Raw genomic sequence first — 20,546 nt, forward strand, 5'->3', positions numbered from 1 at the left:
AACCTGACCGCTCGCATCGCGCTGCACGCCTACGGCACCAATCCGCAGAGCTGGTTCGCCTGGCTGGGCGAGCGGCTGCCACTGGCCCGGGACGTGCTGGAGGTCGGGGCCGGCACGGGCGAGCTGTGGCACCGGATCGGCCCACACGGTGCTGATCAGCGCGACGCGCGGCTCCCGCTGAGCCGGACGAAGGCCCGCCAGGCGTCGGGTGTGAAGGTGAGCACCGGCCCGGCCGGGTCCTTGCTGTCCCGCACCCCGACCACAGCGGCCAGGTTGTCCGCCACCTCGACACAGTCGCCCTGGGTACCGCTGCGTGTGGACTTCCGCCAGATCGCTCCAGTCAGCTCCACGAGGTCATCACGTCCTTCATCAGCTCGACCGACTGCCGGCGCGGTAGTGCCTCGCTGCGGACACTCTCCCATCTGGACAGCAGGATAGCCACGTCCTCGTCCTTGTCGACCACGACGCCGCCGAGTTGGTTCTCCAGGTGGCCGACCCAGCCGCCGTCTGTGCCCCGGGCCAGCGCGAACGGTCCGACCAGGCCGACGTGCACGGTAACCGAGGTCGGCACGATGTGAATGTCGACGTGCGGGCGCTCGGCGCACTCGACGAGGTGCGCGATCTGCTCGGCCATGAGTCCGCGGTAGCCCTCGTCGGCGCGGCGTAGAACGGACTCCTCGATGACGGCAATGTACTTCGGGCGGCCCGGGTCGGAGAGGATCGACTGCCGGTCCAGCCGCACTCCGAGGCGTCGTTCCACCTCGTCATCGGTGATCAGGTCATCCGTGCGGATCATCGCGCGGGCGTAGTTCTCGGTCTGGAGCAGTCCGGGAACCAGGGTCGGTTGGTAGGTGCGCAACTGTTGCGCCTGGCGTTCGGCTTCCAGCCAGGGGCGGAACCAGCTCGGCTGGCCGTCGCGCTCGGCGAGCTTGAGCAGCAACATCAACAGTCCGCCGGTGCCGAGCACCTCGTCGGCCCGGGCGAGGAAGAACCTGTCGAGCGGCCGGTGGCCCAGCTCGACCGCCGACACCTGGGAGCCGGAGAAGTGCACGAGCCTCCCGAACTCCTCCTGGCTCAGTTCGGCCCGCACCCGCAGCCGCCGCAGTTGCGCGCGGATCAGCTCGGCGGTCGGCTCGTTCTCCACACGTCCTCCTCAGATTGCGGCCGGTCTCCCGGCCTCTCCCCGGACCGGCAGCGAGGACTTCCGAGCGTAGTGGCGCGATCAGCAGACTGTCACGCATGAACCTTCCCGTACCGCGGCTCGGGCCGTACCCCGATCGGCCCCGCCCCTACCCGCCGGACCACCCGGCCCACCTGCCGATCCGGCCGCTCTGGCTGTGCCGCGCCTGCGGCGCTGTGCGCAGGCGCGCCTACTGCTCAAGGTCGAGTACGCGGACCACCCCGTCGACCTGGCCGTCTACCTGTCCGGGCTCTACCACGAGGCCACCCACGACCTGTTCCGCCTCAACCCGCAGGACGGGCCGACCCCGCGCGAGCTGTTCGAGCGGTTCGTCGGCTGGGGCCCGTACCGGCGCGGCATCACCGATACGATGCCCGCGACATGACTGCGCCCGGGGACTTCGACCTGACGATGGACGAGTTGCGCGAGGTGGCGCGGTACGCGGTCCGGCACGCGGAGGACGTCCTCCCGGTCTACGAGCGGGCGGTTCCCGGCGATCCGCGTCCCCGTGCGGCTGTCGAGGCGGCGTGGACGTTCGCGCGCGGTGCCGCCCGGACGAAACTCCAGCGGGTCACGTCCCTCGACGCGCACCGGGCCGCCCGGTCCGCGCCCACCGAGTCCGCGCGCCTGGCCGCCCGGGCCGCCGGTGACGCCGCCGCGGCCGCGTACCTGCACCCCATCGCGAAGGCCACCCAGGTCGGCCACATTCTGCGGGCCACCGCCAACGCCGCGCGCGTCGCCGAACTGGAGGCCGGCGGTGACGAGATCGTCGGCGTGGCAGCGCTGGACCGGTACCGGCGGCTCGCCACCCCCGTGCTGGTCGACGTGCTCCGCCGCTATCCGCCGGTGACCGGCGGCGGCAGCCGGGTCGCCCGGCTGATGAGCGCACTCGACCACGACCTGCGCCAGGGCGCCGCCGGGCCGGAGGCCGCGTCGTGATCCTGCCGAAGGTCCGCGATCCCCGGTTCACCACGATCCGCCGGGGCGGCACGCTCACCGACGAGCACCACCATCTGCTGGCGCTCTGGGCCGCCACCTGCGCGGAGCACGTCCTCGGCCTGTTCGAGGCGGTCCGGCCGGACGACAGCCGCCCGCGTGAGGCGATCGCGTACGCCCGCGCCTGGGTGCGGGGCGAGGTCAGGATGATGGAGGCGCGTGCGGCGGGCGGGCACGCCATGGGCGCGGCCCGGGACCTGCGCGGGGCGGCACGCAACGCCGCGTACGCCGCCGGACAGGCCGCCGTCGTGGCCCACGTGGCCGCGCACGAACTCGGCGCCGCCGCGTACGCGATCAAGGCGGTACGCGCGGCGGCGCCCGCCGGTCTCGGCGAGGCGGCCGGGCGCGACGAGTGCCGGTGGCAGCGCGATCAGCTTCCGGCCGAGATCCGCGAGCTGGTCCTGGACGACCAGCGGCTGCGCAACGACATCTGCTGGTCGGTCTTCGACTGCTGACACCGGCCGGAGCCTGCCGGGAAAGTGCCACCGGAGGTGGCAACCATGGCGTGGCCGGGTGGCGTCTCGGAAGGCGTCACGCCGATGCACCACCTGACCCCAAGGACCGGCTCGTGTGGATCTTCTCCTGACTGAGTTCGACCTGTTCGTTCGAACTCGTACGCCCGCGCTGCTGCGCTCCGCCTACCTGCTGACCGGCGACCAGCATCTGGCCGAGGACCTCGTCCAGTCCGCGCTGGCCCGTACGCACCGTGCCTGGAATCGGTTGCACGAGACCGGCAACGCGGAGGCGTACACCCGGAAGGTCATGTACCACCTGCAGGTCTCCTGGTGGCGGCGCCGCCGGGTGGCCGAGTCGATGCCGGGCGACGTGCCCGAGCCGCGCGGAGGCGACTCGGCCCCCGACCACGCCCAGCAGACCACGCTCCGGCTGACCCTCCGGGCCGCGCTGGCCCGGCTCTCTCCCAAACAGCGGGCCGTGCTGGTTCTGCGGTTCTTCGAGGACCGCACCGAGACCGAGGCCGCCGACCTGCTCGGTGTGACAGTCGGCACCGTCAAGAGCCAGACCTCGAAGGCGCTGGCGAAGCTGCGCAGCGTGGCACCGGAGCTCGCCGAGCTGTACGTCACGGAAGGAACCGCCCGATGAACCAGGACCGACTGCGTTTCGACCTGGCCGATCTGGCCGAGGAGGTCACCCCGGTCGACCTGCGGGACCGGGCACTGCGTACCTCGCGGCGGCTCGGCCTCCAGCGGGCCGCCGCCACTTCTGCCGCCGTGCTGGTGGTGCTGGCCGCCGCGACCGGAACGGCACTGGCGATCCGGCCGAACAGCCAGACGCCCGTGCCGGCCGGGCCGTCGGTGACAGTCACCGCCCCGCCGGTCGAGCCCACCCCGACCTCGTCCGCCGAGCCGTCGAGCACGCCGTCGACCAGTCCCAGCGAAACCACAGGCGGGGGGTCGAACGGTGACGCGACCTTCGGGCGGCTCGTCTACGGCCCGTCCGACCTGGCGAACGCCCCGTCCCCGACGAGCACCGTCCGGCTTCAGTCCTGGCGTCCGGGCGACGACCCGGTCCGCCTGCTCGGTCTCCCGTACGGGCCGGCGCAGGTCAACGTCTCGGTGTCACCCGACGGACAGAGGGTTGCCTGGGTCGAGACGACCGGTGCGGTGTGGGTGTCGGCCATCGACGGCTCGGGGCGGCGCAAGCTCCGGGACGGCGTCGACGACGTCTGCTGGTCACCCGTCTGGCTGCCGAACTCGCAACAGCTCGTCGTGCGTCTGAACGCTGGCGGCGACGACCCGGCCACCGGCGTGCTCGACGTCTCCTCCGGGAAGTTCACCAGGGTGACGGGCCTCGACGGCTGTCACGCCGTGTTCGCGGCGGACGGGACGCTGGCGTTCGCCGACGGCTCCGACGGCACGATCGTCCTCACCGACCGGAACGGCAGGGCGCGCCGGACGGTGCCGGACCTGGGCACCAAGGGCAGCCGGTACGTCTCCTTCGACCTGTCCAGTCTCTCCCCGGACGGCCGGCGGGTCGCGCTCCTGCGGATCGACCGGAACGGCACGTACGGGGACGCGGCACGGGAGCTACTGGTCAACGCCGTGCTCGACACCCGGACCGGCGCGGAGGTGTCGCTGCCGCTGGAGGGACGTCAACTGCGGCAGGTCTTCTTCCAGCCGGACGGGTCGATGGTGGTCCGGGTCCGCAGCGGTGACCGCTACACGGTGGTCCTGGTGGATGCGAACGGCAAGAAGATCACGGAGCGGGCGGAGCCCTCGGCGCTGCGGGACATGCAGATCATCACCGCAGGACCGTGATCGCCGCGTCCGCCGTGACCTGCTTCCACGGCACCAGCACCACTGTGCCGTCGCGCTCCAGCACCTTCGCGTCGCTGCCCTCGGTGCCGGCCGACAGCGGCGCCTCGGCCACCACGCCCACCTTCCCGGTGGCGGGGTCGATCCGGACCAGCCGTGGGGCGAGATCCCGCCGGTCACCCACCTCCCACGCCAGCACGCCCTGCCCGTCGAGGCGGACGAGTTCCACCTCGCTGTCGGTGTGCCCGGCCGACACCCAGCGCCGCTTCCCGGTGGCCAGGTCGATCGCCACCACCTGGTTGGCCTGGCGCATCTTGTCCCCCACCGGAGAGGGCTCGGTCGGCAGGTAGAGCGTGTCCGCGTCGGCCAGGTACGGGCGGACCGCCGGCCCGCTCACCGTGTTGGAACGGTTGACCGGCAGGTCGCTGAACCGCGTACCGTCGACGGGATTGCCGAACGCGGCCCGCTCCTTGCCGGTGGCGTCGCGCGCGACGAACGTCTCGGTGCTCAGGCCGGGCCGGCTGACCAGCGGGTCGACGCTGAGCACCCCGTCGCTCTGCTGCGCGGCGGGCAGGTCCTGCTTCCAGCGCGGCTTGCCGGTGGCCGGGTCCAGGCCGAGCAGCGCGCCCCGGTCGCCGTCGCAGAGCGTGGTGACGACGGCCTGGTCCCCGGCGGCCTGCGCGTCGGTCAGGCGGCAGTCGCGGCCGGGCAGCAGCCGATCGGCGTCGGTCTGCCACAGCCGCCTGCCGTCGGCCAGCGAGTAGCCGAGGACGTTCCCGCCGCTGCGGACGATCACCTGCCCGGCGGCCACCGACAGGTCGGGCGCGACGGTCTCGGACCGGCCCGTCCGGCGTTCCACAGGGAACGTCGCCCGCCACGCCTGCGTGCCACCGGCCGCGTCGAACCCGACGAGCGTGTCGCACGAGTCGGCCGGGCCGAGCGCCACCACACCCCGCCCGTCGGCGAGGGTCTGCGCGGCCGCGCACAACGATGCCCCCTGCGGCGCGGGCACGCCCCACGCCTGGCCGCCGTCGCCGAGCCGGTAGGCGATGATCCCGTCCGGCTGCGCCCGGACCACCGCGTCGCCGACCAGCCAGGCGCCGAACATGTCCTGCCCGTCGTACGTCTTCAGGCCGTTGCGCTGCAGCTCCGGGAAGTCGAGCACCCACGCGGCACGCAGCTTCCTCCCGCCGTCGTCACCGCCGCCGACCAGCCGGGACACGCCGTAGGCGGTGCCGGCCGCGACCGCGAGCACGGCCACCAGCCCACCGGCCACCAGCAACGCGACGCGCCCGCGCCGCTTCGGCGCCGCCGGCGGCGCACCGCCCGGACCCGGCCGGCCCACCGGTGGGTACGCGGGCGGCGGGTACTGCTGGTGCTGATACGTCATCGGTCGTCTCCCGTTTCCGTCAGCCCGCCAGTTCGCGGACGTAGTCGGACCAGCCGGCCTGGAACTCGTCGAGCGACACGCCGAGCACGTCCCGGGCGGCGCGGTCGGTCGGGGTGCCGGCGTAGACGGCCTCGACGAAGCGGAACAGCTTCGGCTCACCGTGCTTCTCGGCGAGGTGCGTCATCGCGGTGTGCCCGAGCCAGTAGTGGAAGGTCAGCAGGCCGCTCTTCTGCCAGTCGGCGTTGCTGGGCAGCGTGCCGTTCCAGCCGTTCCCGCCGTCGCGGACCAGTTGCAGGGCCGGCGCGGTGCGCTCGCTGGCGGCCAGCGGGCGGCCGTGGAAGGCGATGTACTCGGCGAACCCCTCGACCACCCACTCGTCGAGCTTGCTGAACTCGTCCACGGCGGCCGGGTCGGTGCGGGGCGTCATCAGCGAGTGCGCGATCTCGTGCCGCAACACCATGTGGGCGTCGTTGTCGCCGCCGGAGCGGGTGAAGTAACGATCTCCGGTGTCCACCACGATGCGGGTGCCGCCGATCGTGTTCCTGCCGTCCTTGCGCTCGGCCGCGACCATGCCCACCGAGTAGCCCGCCTCGGTGGCCTTCTCGGTGCCGATCCGGTAGAGCGAGGTCATCTCGTCCTTGCCGGCGGCGAGCGTGACGACGAACTTGTCCGACACCGGCTCGGGCGGCGCGTTGGCCCGCCACACGGCCAGGTTGCTCGTCACCGCCTTGTCGACGGCCGGGGCGTACCGCCTCGCCACGGCCGCCCGGGCCGCATCGGTGATGATCAGGGCGTACGGGGTCCGCTCGACATGGATGTCCCGCCACTTGTCCCACGGCCCGGGGTAGTAGACGGTTTTCGAGTCGCCGTTGCCGCCGGCCGGTGCGCCGGTGACGGCGGTGACCTGGATCGGCGCGTCCTTGCCGGCGCGGACGATCGTCCAGCGGTACCACTCGGCGACCGGCGCCAGGTCGTAGCCGTCCAGCTGGTGCACGAAGGAGACGTCGAGCTGGAACGTGACGCCCTGCCCGAAGGCGTCGCTGACGCGGCCCTGCTTCTCGATCGTCTCGTAGCGGGCCACCGACAGCGGCAGTTTGCCCAGGTTACGGAACAGCTGGGTCTGCCCGGCGATCAGTTCCTTGCGGGCCGGGTCGAACGCGGCCAGGTAGCCGTCCAGGTCCTTCGCCGCCAGCGCCTTGCTGTGCCGGTCGAGCAGGGCGGTCAGCTCGGCGTCGGTGACGGTGACACCGTTCGCGCCGGCTGCCGCCTTCGGCGCGGATCCGTCCTCGTCGTCGCCGCGCAGGCCCAGCCCGACGCCGACCGCCGTGCCGGCGCAGACCGCCAGCGCGAGCGCGCCCGCCGCGAGCCCGATCCAGAGCCCACGGCGGGACTTCGGCGGCGGGGGCGGCGTACCCCACGGCACCGGCTGCGCGGGCGGCGGCGGTCCGCCGTACCGGGGGTCGGCGTTGCCGGGCGGTGGCCAACCTGCCGCCGGTGGGTGCCCCTGCGTCATGTGGTTCCTCGCTCGTGCCGGATGCGGGACCGGCCGGACGGTTTCGCGCGGCCGGATGACGGCAGCCATCATCCCCGGTCCGGACGACGGATTCTGCCCCGCCTGGACGGGTCGGGGCTTTTGTCCCCGGGGGTGGTTGTCGTGAACAGGACGTCGAGACATCCGCCACGTCCGGCGTCCAGGGCCAGCGGGAGCGGCCCGCGCGGTGACAGACTGTGCGACGCACTTCTGCCGGGACGTCTGAGGGAGGCGCCGTGCGCTGGCGCAGCTACGTGGCGGTGGGCGACAGCTTCACCGAAGGCATGGACGACGCGTATCCGGACGGCAGCTACCGGGGCTGGGCCGATCTGGTCGCCACCCGTCTCGCCGTCGAGGCCGGGCCCGACTTCGGCTACGCCAACCTGGCCATCCGGGGCCGGCTGTTCCCGAACGTGGTGGCCGAGCAGGTGCCGTCCGCGCTGGCCATGAAGCCCGACCTGATCAGCTTCGCGGCCGGCGGCAACGACGTGCTGCGCCGCACCTTCGACCCGGACGCGTTCGTCCCCCGCTTCGACTCGGTCGTGCAGCGGCTGCGCTCCGGCGGCAGCGACGTGGTGCTGTTCCGGTTCGCCGACGTGATGTCCCGGCTGCCCGGCCAGCGGCTGATGGCCCCGCGCGTGACGCTGCTCAACCGGGTGGTCGGCGAGGTGGCCGAGCGGCACGGCGCGATCCTGGTCGACCTGTACTCCGACGACACCTACCTCAACCCGCTGCTCTGGAGCACCGACCGGATTCACCTGTCGGCGGCGGGCCACCGCCGGGTCGCCGCCCAGGTGCTCACCGCGCTCGGCGTCGGCTGCGACGAGGAGTGGCTGCTGGTCCCGCCGCACCCGGCGCCCAGCCCGTGGCTCGCCGCGCGCGCCGCCGACCTGCGCTGGGCCGGCAAGCACCTGGCGCCGTGGATCAGGCGCCGGCTGACCGGGCGGTCCTCCGGCGACTTCGTCACCGCCAAGCGGCCGGTGCTCGGGCCGGTCGAGCGCGACTGAGTGTGCGTACCGTCCACGCCGCCGACCTGCTACGGCTGACAGCCGACGACCCGCCCCGAGCGGGGCTGGCCGTCGTGGTCGCCGGTGACCGGGTCGAGGCGATCGTGCCGACGGACGAGCTTCCCGGCGCGTACCCCGGGATGCGGGTGCGGCGGTGGGCCGGCACGCTCGGGCCGGCGCTCGTGCACGACGGTCCGCTGCCCCCGGCGCCCACGCCGCGCGAGCGGGTGCACGCGCTGTTCCGGCTCGGCGTCGCCGCGGTGGTCGAGGAGCACGTGGCCGACCCGGCGCTGCGGGCTGCCGCGGCCCGCAACGACGTGGCGGTGCTGCCCGGCGTGCGGCCGCCCGCACTGGTGACCGGCGGGCGGGCCGACCTCGCCGTGTTCGGCCCGGACGGCGCCTGCCTGGCCACAGTGGTCGCCGGCCGCCTGGTGCACCGCCGCGCCTGACCCCGCCGCACGGCTCGACCTTCACCGCCGTTCGTCCGATGTGTCCGGTTGCCCGCTTATCGGGATCGCCCGATGTCCGCCCCACTGGATAGCATCCGCTACCCCCGTCGATCGAGTACGGGGCGAAATCGGGGAAAGGTGGATGAGGGATGACCCTCATGCCTGACAGAAATCCACGTCGAACCGCCCGGCGAGGCGTGCTCGCCGCCGCGCTGTCGATGGTGGTCGCGGCCGGAACGGTGGCTGCCACCGCGGCGCCGGCAGCCGCGTACGACATCCGCTACGAGACGAACACCTCGTGGGCCTGGACCGACTCGCACTCGCCCACCATGGTCGACATCGACCGGTCCGGGGACGTGCCGGTCGGCACGTGGAAGGACGGGAAAGGCCGCCCGCACACGTCGCGCGCCTACTTCACGTTCGACATCTCCCGCTACCGGGGAGCGGACATCCAGTCCGCAGTCCTCGACGTGAAGGAGACGGCAGGCGGCGACTGCACCAGACGTCCCGTGGTCGAGCTGCGGCGTACCGCCGCCTACACCGCCCGGTCGAGCTGGCGGAACCCCCCGGCCGACCTGGGGCTGGTCGACAGCCGCCAGCTCACCGACCAGACCGTCTGCCCGGCGCCCCGGCTGGAGTTCGACGCGGTCGACGGGCTGCGCCAGGCGCTCGCCGAGGGCCGGTCGACGCTGACCCTCTCGCTGCGGCTGCCCGCCGACGCCGAGCGGGACCCGGCACTGGCCCGGAAGTACGCCACCAAGGTCGGCATCTCGATCGACTACAACTTCCGCCCCGGCGTGCCGACCGACCTGCGGAGCGAGACCGGCACGGCGTGCACCACCACCGAGCCGTACCAGGTGATCCGCTACCCAGTCCCCTCTGGAGTGGTGCACGACCGGGACCGCACCGACAGCGGCGGCACGGACCAGCTCACCGTCTCCTTCGCGGCCTGGCCGGTCGACCAGCCGGAGGCGCGGATTGAGCAGACCGACTACGCGCGCGACGGCGAGCGGGCCGTCGGCCGCTACGACACCATCTATCCGTCGCCGTTCGAGCACGACCGGACGTACGCCTGGCAGATGCGGGCGGCGGACAGCCGGGCCACCGGCGAGTGGAGCCCGGTCTGCTACTTCCGCCTCGACGTCCGGGGGCCGGCCACGCCGCCCGTCGTGACGTCGACCGACTTCCCCGACGACGACGGGTGGTACCCGGCTCTGCCCGGCGAGTTCACCTTCACCGCCAACGGCGCCGCCGACGTGGTGCGGTACGGCTACTCGCTGGACTCCGGCGTCGAGAAGACGATCGACGCGGACCGGACGGGCGGCACGGCCACCGTCACGCTCACCCCGGACAGCGGCCCGAACACCCTGCGGGTGTGGAGCCTCGACGCGGTCGGCAACCGCTCGGCGACCACCGAGTACACGTTCCGCGCCTCGGACGTGTCGCCGGTCGTGGAGGGACGGCTGAGTGAGATCGGGGTGCCTGCCACGTTCCAGCTGCGTCCGCAGATGGACGGCGTGGTGCGCTACCGCTACGCCCTCGACGGCGACCCCGAGCAGACGGTGGACGCCGCGGCGGACGGCTCCGCCGCGATCACCGTCACCGCGACCCGGGGCGGCTCCCGCACCCTGACCGTCACCAGCGTCACGGCCGACGGCGTGGAGGCCACCAGCAGCCGGCAGTTCACCCTGCCGACCGCGCCGAAGGTCTCGGCCACCGTCTACCTGCCCATCCCCAGCGGAGGGCAGGGTATTCCGGGCGTCTTCACCTTCACCCCCCGCCTGCCCGACACGGTCAGCTACCGCTACCAGTTCACCGGCGAGGACCAGCAGGTGGTGGCCGCGCAGGCCGACGGCACCGCGTCTGTCACCTGGGCGCCGACCGAGGCGGGCGTGGTCAACCTGGTCGTGCGCAGCGTGAGCGGGGACGGCACCGTGTCGGAGCCGGCGACCTTCTCCTTCCGGGTGCGGGACCTGCGCCCCGCCGTCACCGCCGACCCGTACCGGACGGACGTGCCCATGGGCGGTCCGGGCCAGCCGGGCGAGTTCCGGTTCACGTCGCAACTCACCACGACGGTGGCCTTCCTCTACCGGTTCGACGACGGCGTCGAGCAGCGTGTCGAGACCGGCAGCCGGGCGACGGTGAGCTGGACGCCCACCGAGGGTGGGACGCACACGCTCACTGTCGTCGGGGTCACCGCGGACGGCACCCGCTCGCCCGAGCAGGTCTGGACGTTCCTGGTGGCCGAGGGCTGAGCACCTGACCGCACCGGCCCCACCACCTTTCCGAGGCGGTGGGGCCGGTGTCACATCCGTGGCCCGCGATCCGGCGTACCTTGGGGATCATGCCTGTGCCGAGCGATCCGCATCCTGATCTCCAGTCGTACGCCGACCCGCAGCGCCTGGTCACCACCGAATGGCTGGCCGAGCACCTGGGCGACGAAGGGCTCGTGGTGGTCGAGTCCGACGAGGACGTGCTCCTCTACGACACCGGCCACATCCCCGGCGCCGTCAAGGTCGACTGGCACACCGAACTCAACGACCAGGTCACCCGCGACTACCTGGACGCCGCGAGCTTCGCCGAGCTGTGCGCGGCCAAGGGCATCGGGCGGGACGACACGGTCGTCTTCTACGGCGACAACTTCAACTGGTGGGCCGCGTACGCCCTCTGGGTCTTCACCCTCTTCGGTCACCCGGACGTACGGCTGCTCGACGGCGGCCGGCAGAAGTGGATCGCCGAGGGGCGGGAGCTGACCCGGGACAAGGTGAGCCGGCCCCGCGCCTCGTACCCGGTGCCGGAGCGTAACGACGCGCCGATCCGCGCGTACCGGGAGCAGGTCATGGCGCACGTGGCGGCCGGTCGGCCGCTGGTGGACGTGCGGTCGCCGGGCGAGTACACCGGCGAGATGCTGCACATGCCGGACTACCCGCAGGAGGGCGCGCTGCGTGGCGGGCACATCCCGGGCGCGGTGAGCAAGCCGTGGAAGTCCGCCGCGAACGACGACGGCACGTTCAAGTCCGCCGACGAGCTGCGCGCCATCTACGCCGACCAGCTCGGTCTGAGCCCGTCCGACGACGTGGTGGCGTACTGCCGGATCGGCGAGCGGTCCAGCCACACCTGGTTCGTGCTACACCACCTGCTCGGCTTCCCGCAGGTGCGCAACTACGACGGTTCGTGGACCGAGTGGGGCAACCTGGTCCGGGCTCCCGTCGTGAAGGGCGACCAGCCCGGCGGCCTGACCCGCTGAGCGTCCCGGCCGGTCCCGCCGTCACCGCGGCGGGACCGGCCGCGTTCCGGACCCGTCAGCGGGCGGCGATCGACAGGCTCCCGGGGACGTCGGCCGCCACCAGGTCGACAGCGCCGGTCTCCGGTCGCCAGCGGGCCAGCCCGGCGTCGTAGCGGAACAGCAGGCCGCCGTCGGCGGTCCAGCCGTACACCTCGCAGCACGCCTTGGCCCGGCCCTCCCGGCCCAGGTCGAGCAGGCGCGTCACCGCGCCGGTGCGGGCGTCCAGCACCGCCACGCCCTCGCCCCCGCTCATCGTGCCGGCGCCACTGGCGGTGGTGGTCCACCCGGCCTGGCCGATCCGGTCGCCGCGCTGCCAGCCCCGCCCGTACACCTCGTCCAGCCGGTAGCCGGGGGGAAGCGCGCCGGTGGTCACCGGCCGCCGGTCCGGCGCGCCGCCGGAGGCGGGGAACCGGCGTACGGCCAGGCCGCCGTCCCCGGACCAGCCGCCCACTGTGAGCAGGTCGCCGGACCGGGCCGGCTCGGGTACGACGAGTGTCCACGGGTCGACTGTCAGCTTCGGCGCCGCTCCGGTGCGCCGGTCCAGCTCGTACGCGGTGTCGTTGTCCCCGACGATCAGCCGGTCACCGGCCCAGACCACGTGTTCCAGGTAGCCCGCGAGCGGATAGCGACGCACCTCGGCGTCGGTCAGGTCGACCACCACCACCTCGCCGGTCTGCGCGAACGCGGCGGTCCGGCCGTCCGGCGACAGGCTGCCCGGCTTGAGTGCCGTCGCCTCGTTGCCCCCGGCGTCGCGGGTGGGCGCGAGCGTGACCACGTCGAGTTCCCGGACGATGCCGTCGTCACCCAGCACCCGGACCGTGCCCGCCTCGCCGGTGGCCGGGTCGACCGGCTGGTACAGCGCCAGCGCCCGGCTCACCGGGCGGTCGGAGAGGTCGGCGCCGACCCGGTCGCCGACCCGGCCGAGCGGGTCGCCCGCCTCGCCGAGCCGGTCCGGGGGCCGCTGCACGACTGGCGCGTTGGGGGCCGAGGTCACCGCCGGGCGGGGCGGCGCCGCGGGGGGCGGGCCGGAGCGGTGCAGGAGCGCCGTCGTACCGCCGCCGACCAGGACCACGGCGACGGCGGCGGCCCCGGCGGCGCGGCGGGCACGACGGACCCGCCCGGCCCGTTCCCATCCGGCGGCGGCCGGCCGGGTCGGGTGGATCTCCTCGGTGGCCCGGGTCAGCAGCCGGTTCAGCTCCGTCTCGTTCACGGGTTCACCTCGCTTCCGGCGGCCAGGCCGTCGCCGGACCGGCCGGGGGCGGGCACCACGTCGCGCAGCCGGCGCAGCGCGTCGTGGCACTGGCTCTTGACGGTGCCGACCGTGACGCCGAGCGCCTCGGCGGTGGCGACCTCGGTCAGGTCCTCGAAGTAGCGCAGCACCACGACGGCCCGCTGGCGTGGCGGCAGCCGGTCCAGCGCGGCGCGCACGGTGAGCCGCAACGCGGGGTCGCCGTCCGTGTCCGGCCGCTCCGGCGGGTACGCGCTGAGCCACTCCCGCCGCCGGCGTCGCCACCAGGACACGGCGTCGCGGTAGAGGATGGCGCGCACGTACGCGGCCGGGTCGCCGTCGCGCACCGACGGCCAGCGCAGCGCCAGCTTGAGCAGCGCGTCCTGGAGCAGGTCCTCGGCCTGGTGCCGGTTGCCGCAGATCAGGTACGCGGCGCGCAGCAGCCGGTGCTGGTGCGACTCGACGAAGGCGAGGTAGTCCGCCCGCCCGTCGTCCGAGTCACGCCCCATCCGGCTCCTCCTCCGTCACCGGCCAGACGCGCGGGACGGGGGCAAAGGTTGGGTCAGGTAGCGCTGAATCGTCGGGCCGACCCAGGCGGTCAGTTCCTCCGGGTCGAGGTCCACCACGGGTGGCAGCCGGACGACGTACCGGGTGAGGGCCAGTCCGAGGATCTGGCTGGCCACCAGACCGGCCCGCCGCTCGGCGGTCGCCGGGTCGACGCTCGACCGGGCCACCGCGGTGGCGAGCTGGCCGGCGAAGATGCCGCGCATCCGTTCGGCCGCGCCGGGGTTGGTGGCGGCGGCCCGGAGCAGGGCGACGAGTGTCCCGTCCGCCTCCCAGCGGCGTACGAAGTGCCGGGTCAGTGTCTCGCCGAGCCGGTCCGGCGGCACCTCGGCCAGGTCGGGCAGGCGCAGGTCGAACTCGGCCGCCGCGGCGAAGAGTCCCTCCTTGCTGCCGTAGTAGCGCATCACCATCGACGGGTCGATGTGGGCGTCGGCGGCGATGGCCCGGATGGTGGCCCGGTCGTAGCCGTCGGCGGCGAAGCGTTCCCGGGCGGCGCGCAGGATGGCCGCCCGGGTGGCGTCCGAGCGGCGGGTTCGGGTGGCGGGTTCGGTCACGTCCACGACTGTAGGCCAACACGTGTTGACATCGCCTCTACTGTGAAGTCAACATGTGTTGGCAAACAGTTGTTGACCGAGCCGGAGGTGGGAGCGATGCTGCCCGAACGCACCGACGTCCTCGTGGTGGGCGCCGGGCCGACCGGCCTGGCGGTGGCCGTGACGCTGGCCGGGCACGGGGTTGCCGCGACCGTCGTCGACCGGCTCGCCGAGCCGCCCGTCACGTCGCGCGCCGCCGTCGTGCACGCCGGCACCCTCGAAGTGCTGGACCGGATCGCTGTCGCCGCGCCGCTGGCCGCCCGAGGGCTGCGCTCGGCCCGGTTCAGCGTCCGCGACCGGGACCGGGTGCTGCTCACCGTCCCCTTCGACCGGTTGCCGTCGCGCTACCCGTACGCGCTGCTGATCTCGCAGGCGGAGACCGAGGCGGTGCTCACCGACCGGCTCGCCGCGCTCGGCGGGCGCGTGCTGCGGCCGTACGAGATGACCGGCCTGGACCTCGACGGCGACGGCGCTCTCGCGCGCTTCGACGGCGGCCTCGCGGTCCGGGCGCGCTGGGTCGTCGGCGCGGACGGGATGCACAGCCGGGTCCGCGAACTCGCCGGCATCGGCTTCGGCGGCCCGGCCGATCCCGGGGAGTCGTTCCTGCTCGCCGACGTCCGGGTGGACAGCGCGTTGCCGCGCGACCAGGTGAGCCTCTTCCTGTCCCGGCGGGGCCCGCTGGTCTGGGCGCCGCTGCCCGACGGTACGGTGCGGCTGGTCGCCGCGGTGGCGGACGCGCCGCGCGACCCGCAGGCGCACCACTTCCAGGCGCTGCTCGACGAGCGCGGTCCGGCGCGCCGGCCGGACCGGATCACCGGGATGGACTGGTCGTCCCGGTTCCGGATCCACCACCGGATCGCGAGCACCTACCGCTGCGGGCCGGTGCTGCTCGCCGGGGACGCGGCGCACGTGCACAGCCCGGCCGGCGGGCAGGGGATGAATCTCGGCCTGCGCGACGCGGTCGCGCTCGGCGACGCGCTCGCCGCCGGTCCGCGGGCCCTCGACGGGTACGCGGCCGACCGCCGCCCCCGCGCCGAGGAGGTGCTCGGCTTCGCCGCCACCCTGACCCGCCTAGCCGCCGCCCCACCCCCACTCCGCCCGTTGCGAAACCTCCTGCTCCGCCTCGTCTCCACCCTCCCCCCGATGCGCGCCCGAATCGCAACCCGCCTCGCCGGCTTCGAACCCCCACCCCGCTGATCTTGCAGTTCGGGCCCTCGACAGGTCCTTTTTGTGCGCCTTCGACCGGGCGGAAAGTGCAAGATCAGCGAGGAGGTGGGTGGGCGGGGGAGGGATGAAACGGGTCGGACACTGTCGGCGCTGACCGGTACGGTGAGCGCCGAAATCCGAACCGGGAGCGCGATTGGACCGCACCTTCCAGGTGGACCTCCGTGGCGTGGTCGACCTGCTCAGTCACCACCTGTACGGCAGCCCGCGCGTCTACGTGCGCGAGCTGCTCCAGAACGCCGTCGACGCGATCACCGCGCGCCGGTCCACCGAGCCGAACGCCCCGGCCCGGGTACGCATCGAGCCGCCGGAGCTGACCGGCGACGGCACCCTGCGCGTGCACGACACCGGCATCGGCCTGACCGAGGCGCAGGTGCACGAGCTGCTCGCCACCATCGGCCGCAGCTCCAAACGCGACGAGCTGGGCTTCTCCCGGCACGAGTTCCTCGGCCAGTTCGGCATCGGGCTGCTCTCCTGCTTCCTGGTCGCCGACGAGATCCGGGTGGTCACCCGGCACGCCGACGAGCCCACGGTGCTCTGGACGGGCTGGTCCGACGGCCGGTACGCGGTGCGGCTCGCCGAGCCGGAGCAGGCCCGCGACGAGCCCGGCACCACAGTGACGCTGGTGCCCCGGCGCGACGCCGACCAGTGGCTCGGCGTACCCACCGTCACCGAGCTGGCCCGCCTCTACGGCAGCCTGCTGCCGGTCGACGTCCGGGTCGGCGACACGTCGACCACCGCCGGGCCGCCGCCGTGGCCCGCCACGCCCGGCGCGCCCGTCGACCGCGCCGGGCTCCAGCGGTACGCGCAGGAGTTGCTCGGGTTCGTCCCGTTCGACGTGGTGCCGCTGTCGGTGCCTGAGGCCGGCCTCACCGGAGTGGCGTTCATCCTGCCCACCGCGGTGAACCCGGCCGCCCGCGCCGGGCACCGGGTCTACCTCAAGCGGATGCTGCTCAGCGAGCACGCCGACGGGCTGCTGCCCGAGTGGGCCTTCTTCGCCCACTGCGTGGTCGACGCGAGCGAGCTGCGCCCGACCGCGAGCCGCGAGGCGCTCTACGAGGACGCGCTGCTCACCTCCGTCCGGGAGGCGCTCGGCGACCAGATCCGGGGCTGGCTGGTGCGGCTGGCCAAGCACGACCCGCGCCGGCTCGGCGAGTTCCTCCAGGTGCACCACCTCGGCGTCAAGGCGCTCGCGATGCACGACGACGAGATGCTGCGGCTGGTCGACCAGTGGTGGCCGATGGACACCAACGTCGGCACGATGACGCTCGCCGAGTTCCGGCAGCGCCACGGCGTGCTCCGGTACGCCGCCGGCCTGGACGAGTTCCGCCAGCTCGCCGCCGTGGCCGCCGCGCAGGACCTGGCGGTGGTGAACGGCGGCTACACGTACGACACCGAGCTGATCGAGCGATTGCCCACAGTGGATCGATCGGTGCTCATCGAACGGCTGGAGCCCAGCGACCTCACCACCCGGTTCGAGATCCTCGACCCGGCGACCGAGCTGGCCCTGCGGCCGTTCCTGACCGGCGCGCAGCGGGCGCTGGAACGGCTCGGCTGCGAGGTCGTCATCCGGGCGTACGACCCGGTCTCGCTGCCCGCGCTCTACCTGGTGTCCCGCTCGGCCGCGTTCCACGACCAGCTCGCCGCCAGCCGGGACAAGGCCGACGAGCTGTGGGGCGGAGTGCTCGACGCGCTCGCCGCCTCCGCCCCGCCGGACCGCCCGCAACTCGTGCTCAACCACCGCAACCCGCTGGTCCGCCGGGTGACCACGCTCGCCGACCCGGAGCTGGTCGGGCTGGCCGTCGAGGCGCTCTACGGGCAGGCCCTGCTGCTCGGGCACCACCCGATCCGGGCGGCCGACGCCGCGCTGCTGAACAGTTCCTTCCTCGGCCTGCTCGGCCGGGCCGTACCGGGAGTGACCCGTGACTGACGACGACCTCTGGCGCATGCACCACGAGATCGAAACCATGCCGTACGGCCCGGGGCAGATCGCCGCGCTGGAACAACTGCTGCGCCGCGCCGACGCGGGCGACGACCGGCACCTCGCCTTCGCCGCCCGGGTCACCGGCACCACCGCGTACGTCTACGGCGGCGAACCGGCGAAGTCGTTCGTCACGTTCTCCTGGTGCCTGTCCGAGTACGACAAGGATCCGCAGCCCTACCACCAGGGCTACACGCACCAGCTGCTCTGGGCCTTCAAGTACATGGTCAACGCCATGGTGAAGTTCCCGGAGCTGCCGCTGGACCGGACGTACGCGGTGCTCGACGACATGGAGCGGCGCTACCGCGACGCCGGGCACTCGTTGCAGGCGGTCCACAAGCACCGCTACCTGGTCGCCGCGCACGTGGGCGATGAGGACGCGGCGGAGCAGTGGTACCGCAAGTGGATGACCACGCCCCGCGACACGCTCTCCGACTGCGCCGGCTGCGACCCGACCACGCAGGTCGCGCACCTGGTCCGGCTGGGCCGGCACGAGGAGGCGGTGGCCCTCGCCGAGCCGGTGCTCGCCGGCCGGCTGACCTGCAGCGAGCAGCCGCAGGGGATCCTCACCGCGCTGCTCACGCCCTACCGCGAGACCGGCCGGGGCGACGCCGCGCGGGACGCGCACCGGGAGGCGTACCGGCGGCTGCGCGGGCACCTGGCCAACCTGTGGGACGTCGCCGAGCACATCGAGTTCTGCACCGCGACCGGCAACGAGGCCCGCGCGCTGGAGCTGGTCGAGCGGCACCTGGACTGGCTGGACCGGGCACCCACCCCGGCTGCCGCGATGCACTTCGCGGCCGCCGCGTCGGCAGCGCTGCGTCAGGTGCCGGCCGAGCTGACTGTGCACCGTCGCGCCTCCGGTGACCGGCCGGCCGCCGACGTGCCGGTGGGCGCGCTCGCCGACGAGCTGGCCGGTACGGCCACCGGGCTGGCCGGGCGCTTCGACGCGCGTAACGGCACCACGCACCAGTCCGCGTTGATCGCCCGGAAGCTGGTGGCCGGGCCGGAGGGCGAGCACCTGCCGCTCTCCGCCAGCGTGCGCCGCCCGGTGGTGCCCGCGCCGCGTACCGCGCCGGACGACCGGGCGACGACCGAGCCGCCGGTCAGCGTGCCCGCCGACGCCGGCGCCGACGAGCTGCTGGCGCTGGCCGAGGAGTGCTGGCGCACCAACTGCCGGGAGGGACTGGGCACCGTGCTGCGCGCGTACGACGAGCGGTACGGCGACGCCGACCTGCCGCCGGCCACCCGGGCGTGGCGGCTGGAGCTGCGGGCGGGCGAGTTGTCCCAGGAGGACGACGACGGCGTGGCGGTGGCGACCGCTGTCAACCGGGAGGCGCTGGCCGCGTGGCGGGAGGTGCCGGACCCGCTGCGGGCGCAGGTGGTGGCCGGGCGGCTCGGTGTGCTGCTGAGCATGACCGAGGAGAGCGCGGACGAGGGGCTGACGCTGGCCCGGGAGTCGGCCGCGTACCTGGCCGCGCACGGCGAACCGCGGGATCGGGCCGCCGGTTGGGACCGGCTCGCGCTCGCCCACGTGCACCGGGAGCGGTGGGCGGAGGCGCTCGACGCGCTCGACCGCGCCGATGCGGAGGCGGACGCCGATCCGTGGCTGGCCGGGCGGGTCGCGCTGCACCGCACGCACGTGCTGGAGCAGTTGGAGCGGGCCGAGGAGTTCCGGGACGCGGCGGCACGGTCCCGCCGGCTGGCCGGCGAGCTGGGCGACGCCGAGATGCTGACCAGCGCCTGCCTGGCGTACGCCCGCTCCACCGACGATCCGGCCGACGCGGTGGCCGCCTGCGACGAGGCGCTGACTGTCGCCCCGGCCGGCGCCCACCTGCCGCTGCGGGTGACCCGGGGCCGGGCGTTGCTGGCCGCCGACCGGGCCGGCGAGGCGGTGGACGATCTGGCCGAGGCGGTCACGCTCTGCGTCGAGCAGGGGCTGGAGGGCGACGCGCTGCTGCGCTGGGAGCTGGCCGAGGCGTACCGGATGGCCGGCCGGCTGGCCGAGGCCGCCGAGGTGGCCGAGGAGGCGGTGCTCGGCCTGGACCGGGCCGGCGCGCAGGCGGAGGCGGACCGGTGCCGGCACATGCTGTCGGGGATCTACGCGGGGCTCGGTGAGACGGATCTGGCGCTCGCGGTGCTCGACACGTTGGCGGAGAACCTGGACGGGCCGGACAATCTTCCCCGCCGGGCGCAGGTGCTGGAGGAGTCCGGCGGCCTGCTCTACGACGCCGACCGGGACGCGCTGGCCGCGCAGCGGTTCGCGGCGGCGGCCAGCGCGTGGCGGCTGGCCGGATTCCAGGTGGACGAGTTGCGGGCCCGGCGGCGGGAACTCCTCGCCCTGCACTGGTCCGGTGACCTGCCGGCCGCGGTGGCCGCGATCGAGGGGGTGGACGCCGCGGCGGCCGCGGTCTCCGGTCAGCCCGACGAGCCGCCCGTGGTCACGTACGAGCGGGCGATGGCCGCCGACGCGGTCGCCCGGGTGCTGATCGGCGAGGACCGGCTCACCGCCGCGCTGGACCGGCTGGAGGGTGTGCCGGGGCGGCTCCGGTCGATCGAGGCGTTCGGCGAGGCGGCGCAGGTCGAGGTGCTGACCGGCGAGCTGCTGCTGCGCGACGGCCGGCCGGAGCAGGCCGAAGGGCTGCTGCGTCCGGTGCTGGGTGGTCTGCCCACCGGCTCCCGGCCCGCCGCGCATGCCGCCTGGCTGCTGGCCCGCGCGCTCGACGACCAGGGCCGGCCGGCCGAGGCGGCGACGGTCCGCGCCGAGCACGGCATCGAGGAGGACTGAGGCGACTGCCGGGTAACCGCGGCTGCTCTAGATCGACGCCGAGGTCTAGGCTGATC

18 protein-coding genes and 1 pseudogene are annotated in these 20,546 nt (G+C 74.0%); 12 read left to right on the top strand and 7 right to left on the bottom strand.

What is annotated here, in order from left to right:
- Positions 1-155: 155 nt before the first annotated feature.
- Together PVK74_RS21285 and PVK74_RS21290 are read right to left on the bottom strand one after the other, a co-directional pair.
- Positions 156-350: a DUF397 domain-containing protein gene (locus PVK74_RS21285; protein WP_104112354.1), complete on the bottom strand. Its 195-nt coding sequence runs from the start codon at positions 348-350 to the stop codon at positions 156-158.
- On the bottom strand, positions 341-1,144 hold the full coding sequence (locus PVK74_RS21290) for a helix-turn-helix domain-containing protein (protein ID WP_274477067.1): 804 nt from the start codon (positions 1,142-1,144) through the stop codon (positions 341-343). The genes PVK74_RS21285 and PVK74_RS21290 overlap by 10 nt, the downstream gene beginning before the upstream one ends.
- Before the next feature lie 95 nt (positions 1,145-1,239).
- On the opposite strand from PVK74_RS21290, the pseudogene PVK74_RS21295 reads away from it, so the two are divergent.
- From PVK74_RS21295 to PVK74_RS21315, 5 genes and pseudogenes are all read left to right on the top strand, one after another.
- Positions 1,240-1,565: pseudogene (locus PVK74_RS21295) on the top strand (hypothetical protein).
- Positions 1,562-2,119: a putative immunity protein gene (locus PVK74_RS21300; RefSeq protein WP_274477068.1), complete on the top strand. Its 558-nt coding sequence runs from the start codon at positions 1,562-1,564 to the stop codon at positions 2,117-2,119. The pseudogene PVK74_RS21295 and the gene PVK74_RS21300 overlap by 4 nt, the downstream one beginning before the upstream one ends.
- Positions 2,116-2,631: a putative immunity protein gene (locus tag PVK74_RS21305; protein ID WP_043327649.1), complete on the top strand. Its 516-nt coding sequence runs from the start codon at positions 2,116-2,118 to the stop codon at positions 2,629-2,631. Before PVK74_RS21300 ends, PVK74_RS21305 begins: the two co-directional genes overlap by 4 nt.
- A 115-nt stretch (positions 2,632-2,746) precedes the next feature.
- Complete coding sequence (locus tag PVK74_RS21310; protein WP_043327648.1) at positions 2,747-3,277, top strand: SigE family RNA polymerase sigma factor; 531 nt, start codon at positions 2,747-2,749, stop codon at positions 3,275-3,277.
- On the top strand, positions 3,274-4,452 hold the full coding sequence (locus tag PVK74_RS21315) for a WD40 repeat domain-containing protein (protein WP_210873290.1): 1,179 nt from the start codon (positions 3,274-3,276) through the stop codon (positions 4,450-4,452). Before PVK74_RS21310 ends, PVK74_RS21315 begins: the two co-directional genes overlap by 4 nt.
- Here PVK74_RS21315 and PVK74_RS21320 read toward each other — a convergent pair.
- A complete protein-coding gene (locus PVK74_RS21320) occupies positions 4,436-5,839 on the bottom strand; it encodes a PQQ-like beta-propeller repeat protein (RefSeq protein ID WP_274477069.1) in 1,404 nt (467 codons plus the stop codon). The genes PVK74_RS21315 and PVK74_RS21320 overlap by 17 nt on opposite strands.
- A 19-nt stretch (positions 5,840-5,858) precedes the next feature.
- Positions 5,859-7,352 (bottom strand): gluzincin family metallopeptidase, encoded by a 1,494-nt coding sequence (locus PVK74_RS21325; protein WP_274477070.1) that lies wholly within the window; start codon positions 7,350-7,352, stop codon positions 5,859-5,861.
- A 302-nt stretch (positions 7,353-7,654) separates the two neighbouring features.
- On the opposite strand from PVK74_RS21325, the gene PVK74_RS21330 reads away from it, so the two are divergent.
- The 4 genes from PVK74_RS21330 (at position 7,655) to PVK74_RS21345 (ending at position 12,073) form a co-directional block, all read left to right on the top strand.
- On the top strand, positions 7,655-8,377 hold the full coding sequence (locus tag PVK74_RS21330; RefSeq protein ID WP_205797637.1) for an SGNH/GDSL hydrolase family protein: 723 nt from the start codon (positions 7,655-7,657) through the stop codon (positions 8,375-8,377).
- Positions 8,378-8,379: 2 nt separating this feature from the next.
- A complete protein-coding gene (locus PVK74_RS21335) occupies positions 8,380-8,826 on the top strand; it encodes a hypothetical protein (protein ID WP_043327643.1) in 447 nt (148 codons plus the stop codon).
- 158 nt (positions 8,827-8,984) lie between these two features.
- Positions 8,985-11,081: a gluzincin family metallopeptidase gene (locus PVK74_RS21340; RefSeq protein WP_274477071.1), complete on the top strand. Its 2,097-nt coding sequence runs from the start codon at positions 8,985-8,987 to the stop codon at positions 11,079-11,081.
- A gap of 89 nt (positions 11,082-11,170) precedes the next feature.
- Positions 11,171-12,073 (top strand): sulfurtransferase, encoded by a 903-nt coding sequence (locus PVK74_RS21345; protein WP_043327642.1) that lies wholly within the window; start codon positions 11,171-11,173, stop codon positions 12,071-12,073.
- Positions 12,074-12,128: 55 nt separating this feature from the next.
- Here the strand turns inward: PVK74_RS21345 and PVK74_RS21350 are convergent, their stop codons facing one another.
- Genes PVK74_RS21350 through PVK74_RS21360 form a run of 3 tightly spaced genes read right to left on the bottom strand, consistent with a single transcriptional unit; the run spans position 12,129 to position 14,464 of the window.
- Positions 12,129-13,322 (bottom strand): hypothetical protein, encoded by a 1,194-nt coding sequence (locus PVK74_RS21350; protein ID WP_274477072.1) that lies wholly within the window; start codon positions 13,320-13,322, stop codon positions 12,129-12,131.
- Positions 13,319-13,849: a SigE family RNA polymerase sigma factor gene (locus PVK74_RS21355; protein WP_064448007.1), complete on the bottom strand. Its 531-nt coding sequence runs from the start codon at positions 13,847-13,849 to the stop codon at positions 13,319-13,321. The genes PVK74_RS21350 and PVK74_RS21355 overlap by 4 nt, the downstream gene beginning before the upstream one ends.
- Before the next feature lie 15 nt (positions 13,850-13,864).
- The gene (locus PVK74_RS21360; RefSeq protein WP_069088782.1) at positions 13,865-14,464 is read right to left on the bottom strand and encodes a TetR/AcrR family transcriptional regulator; all 600 of its coding nucleotides are present in this window, start codon (positions 14,462-14,464) and stop codon (positions 13,865-13,867) included.
- Between the two features lie 90 nt (positions 14,465-14,554).
- Here PVK74_RS21360 and PVK74_RS21365 point away from each other — a divergent pair, with 90 nt between their 5' ends.
- The 3 genes from PVK74_RS21365 (at position 14,555) to PVK74_RS21375 (ending at position 20,490) form a co-directional block, all read left to right on the top strand.
- On the top strand, positions 14,555-15,694 hold the full coding sequence (locus PVK74_RS21365) for an FAD-dependent monooxygenase (RefSeq protein WP_274477073.1): 1,140 nt from the start codon (positions 14,555-14,557) through the stop codon (positions 15,692-15,694).
- Between the two features lie 163 nt (positions 15,695-15,857).
- Positions 15,858-17,651, top strand: coding sequence for an HSP90 family protein (locus PVK74_RS21370; RefSeq protein ID WP_274477074.1), 1,794 nt, complete (start codon positions 15,858-15,860; stop codon positions 17,649-17,651).
- On the top strand, positions 17,644-20,490 hold the full coding sequence (locus PVK74_RS21375) for a hypothetical protein (protein ID WP_043327637.1): 2,847 nt from the start codon (positions 17,644-17,646) through the stop codon (positions 20,488-20,490). The genes PVK74_RS21370 and PVK74_RS21375 overlap by 8 nt, the downstream gene beginning before the upstream one ends.
- Positions 20,491-20,546 lie beyond the last annotated feature (56 nt).

Source organism: Micromonospora chalcea (assembly GCF_028768405.1).
Taxonomy (GTDB): domain Bacteria; phylum Actinomycetota; class Actinomycetes; order Mycobacteriales; family Micromonosporaceae; genus Micromonospora; species Micromonospora chalcea.

Excerpts from the sequence above, each read along its gene's own strand:
- PVK74_RS21345 (WP_043327642.1), top strand. The coding sequence starts at position 11,171 with ATGCCTGTGCCGAGCGATCCGCATCCTGATCTCCAGTCGTACGCCGAC.
- PVK74_RS21325 (WP_274477070.1), bottom strand. The coding sequence starts at position 7,352 with ATGACGCAGGGGCACCCACCGGCGGCAGGTTGGCCACCGCCCGGCAAC.
- PVK74_RS21365 (WP_274477073.1), top strand. The coding sequence starts at position 14,555 with ATGCTGCCCGAACGCACCGACGTCCTCGTGGTGGGCGCCGGGCCGACC.
- PVK74_RS21355 (WP_064448007.1), bottom strand. The coding sequence starts at position 13,849 with ATGGGGCGTGACTCGGACGACGGGCGGGCGGACTACCTCGCCTTCGTC.
- PVK74_RS21330 (WP_205797637.1), top strand. The coding sequence starts at position 7,655 with ATGGACGACGCGTATCCGGACGGCAGCTACCGGGGCTGGGCCGATCTG.
- PVK74_RS21300 (WP_274477068.1), top strand. The coding sequence starts at position 1,562 with ATGACTGCGCCCGGGGACTTCGACCTGACGATGGACGAGTTGCGCGAG.
- PVK74_RS21320 (WP_274477069.1), bottom strand. The coding sequence starts at position 5,839 with ATGACGTATCAGCACCAGCAGTACCCGCCGCCCGCGTACCCACCGGTG.
- PVK74_RS21315 (WP_210873290.1), top strand. The coding sequence starts at position 3,274 with ATGAACCAGGACCGACTGCGTTTCGACCTGGCCGATCTGGCCGAGGAG.
- PVK74_RS21340 (WP_274477071.1), top strand. The coding sequence starts at position 8,985 with ATGCCTGACAGAAATCCACGTCGAACCGCCCGGCGAGGCGTGCTCGCC.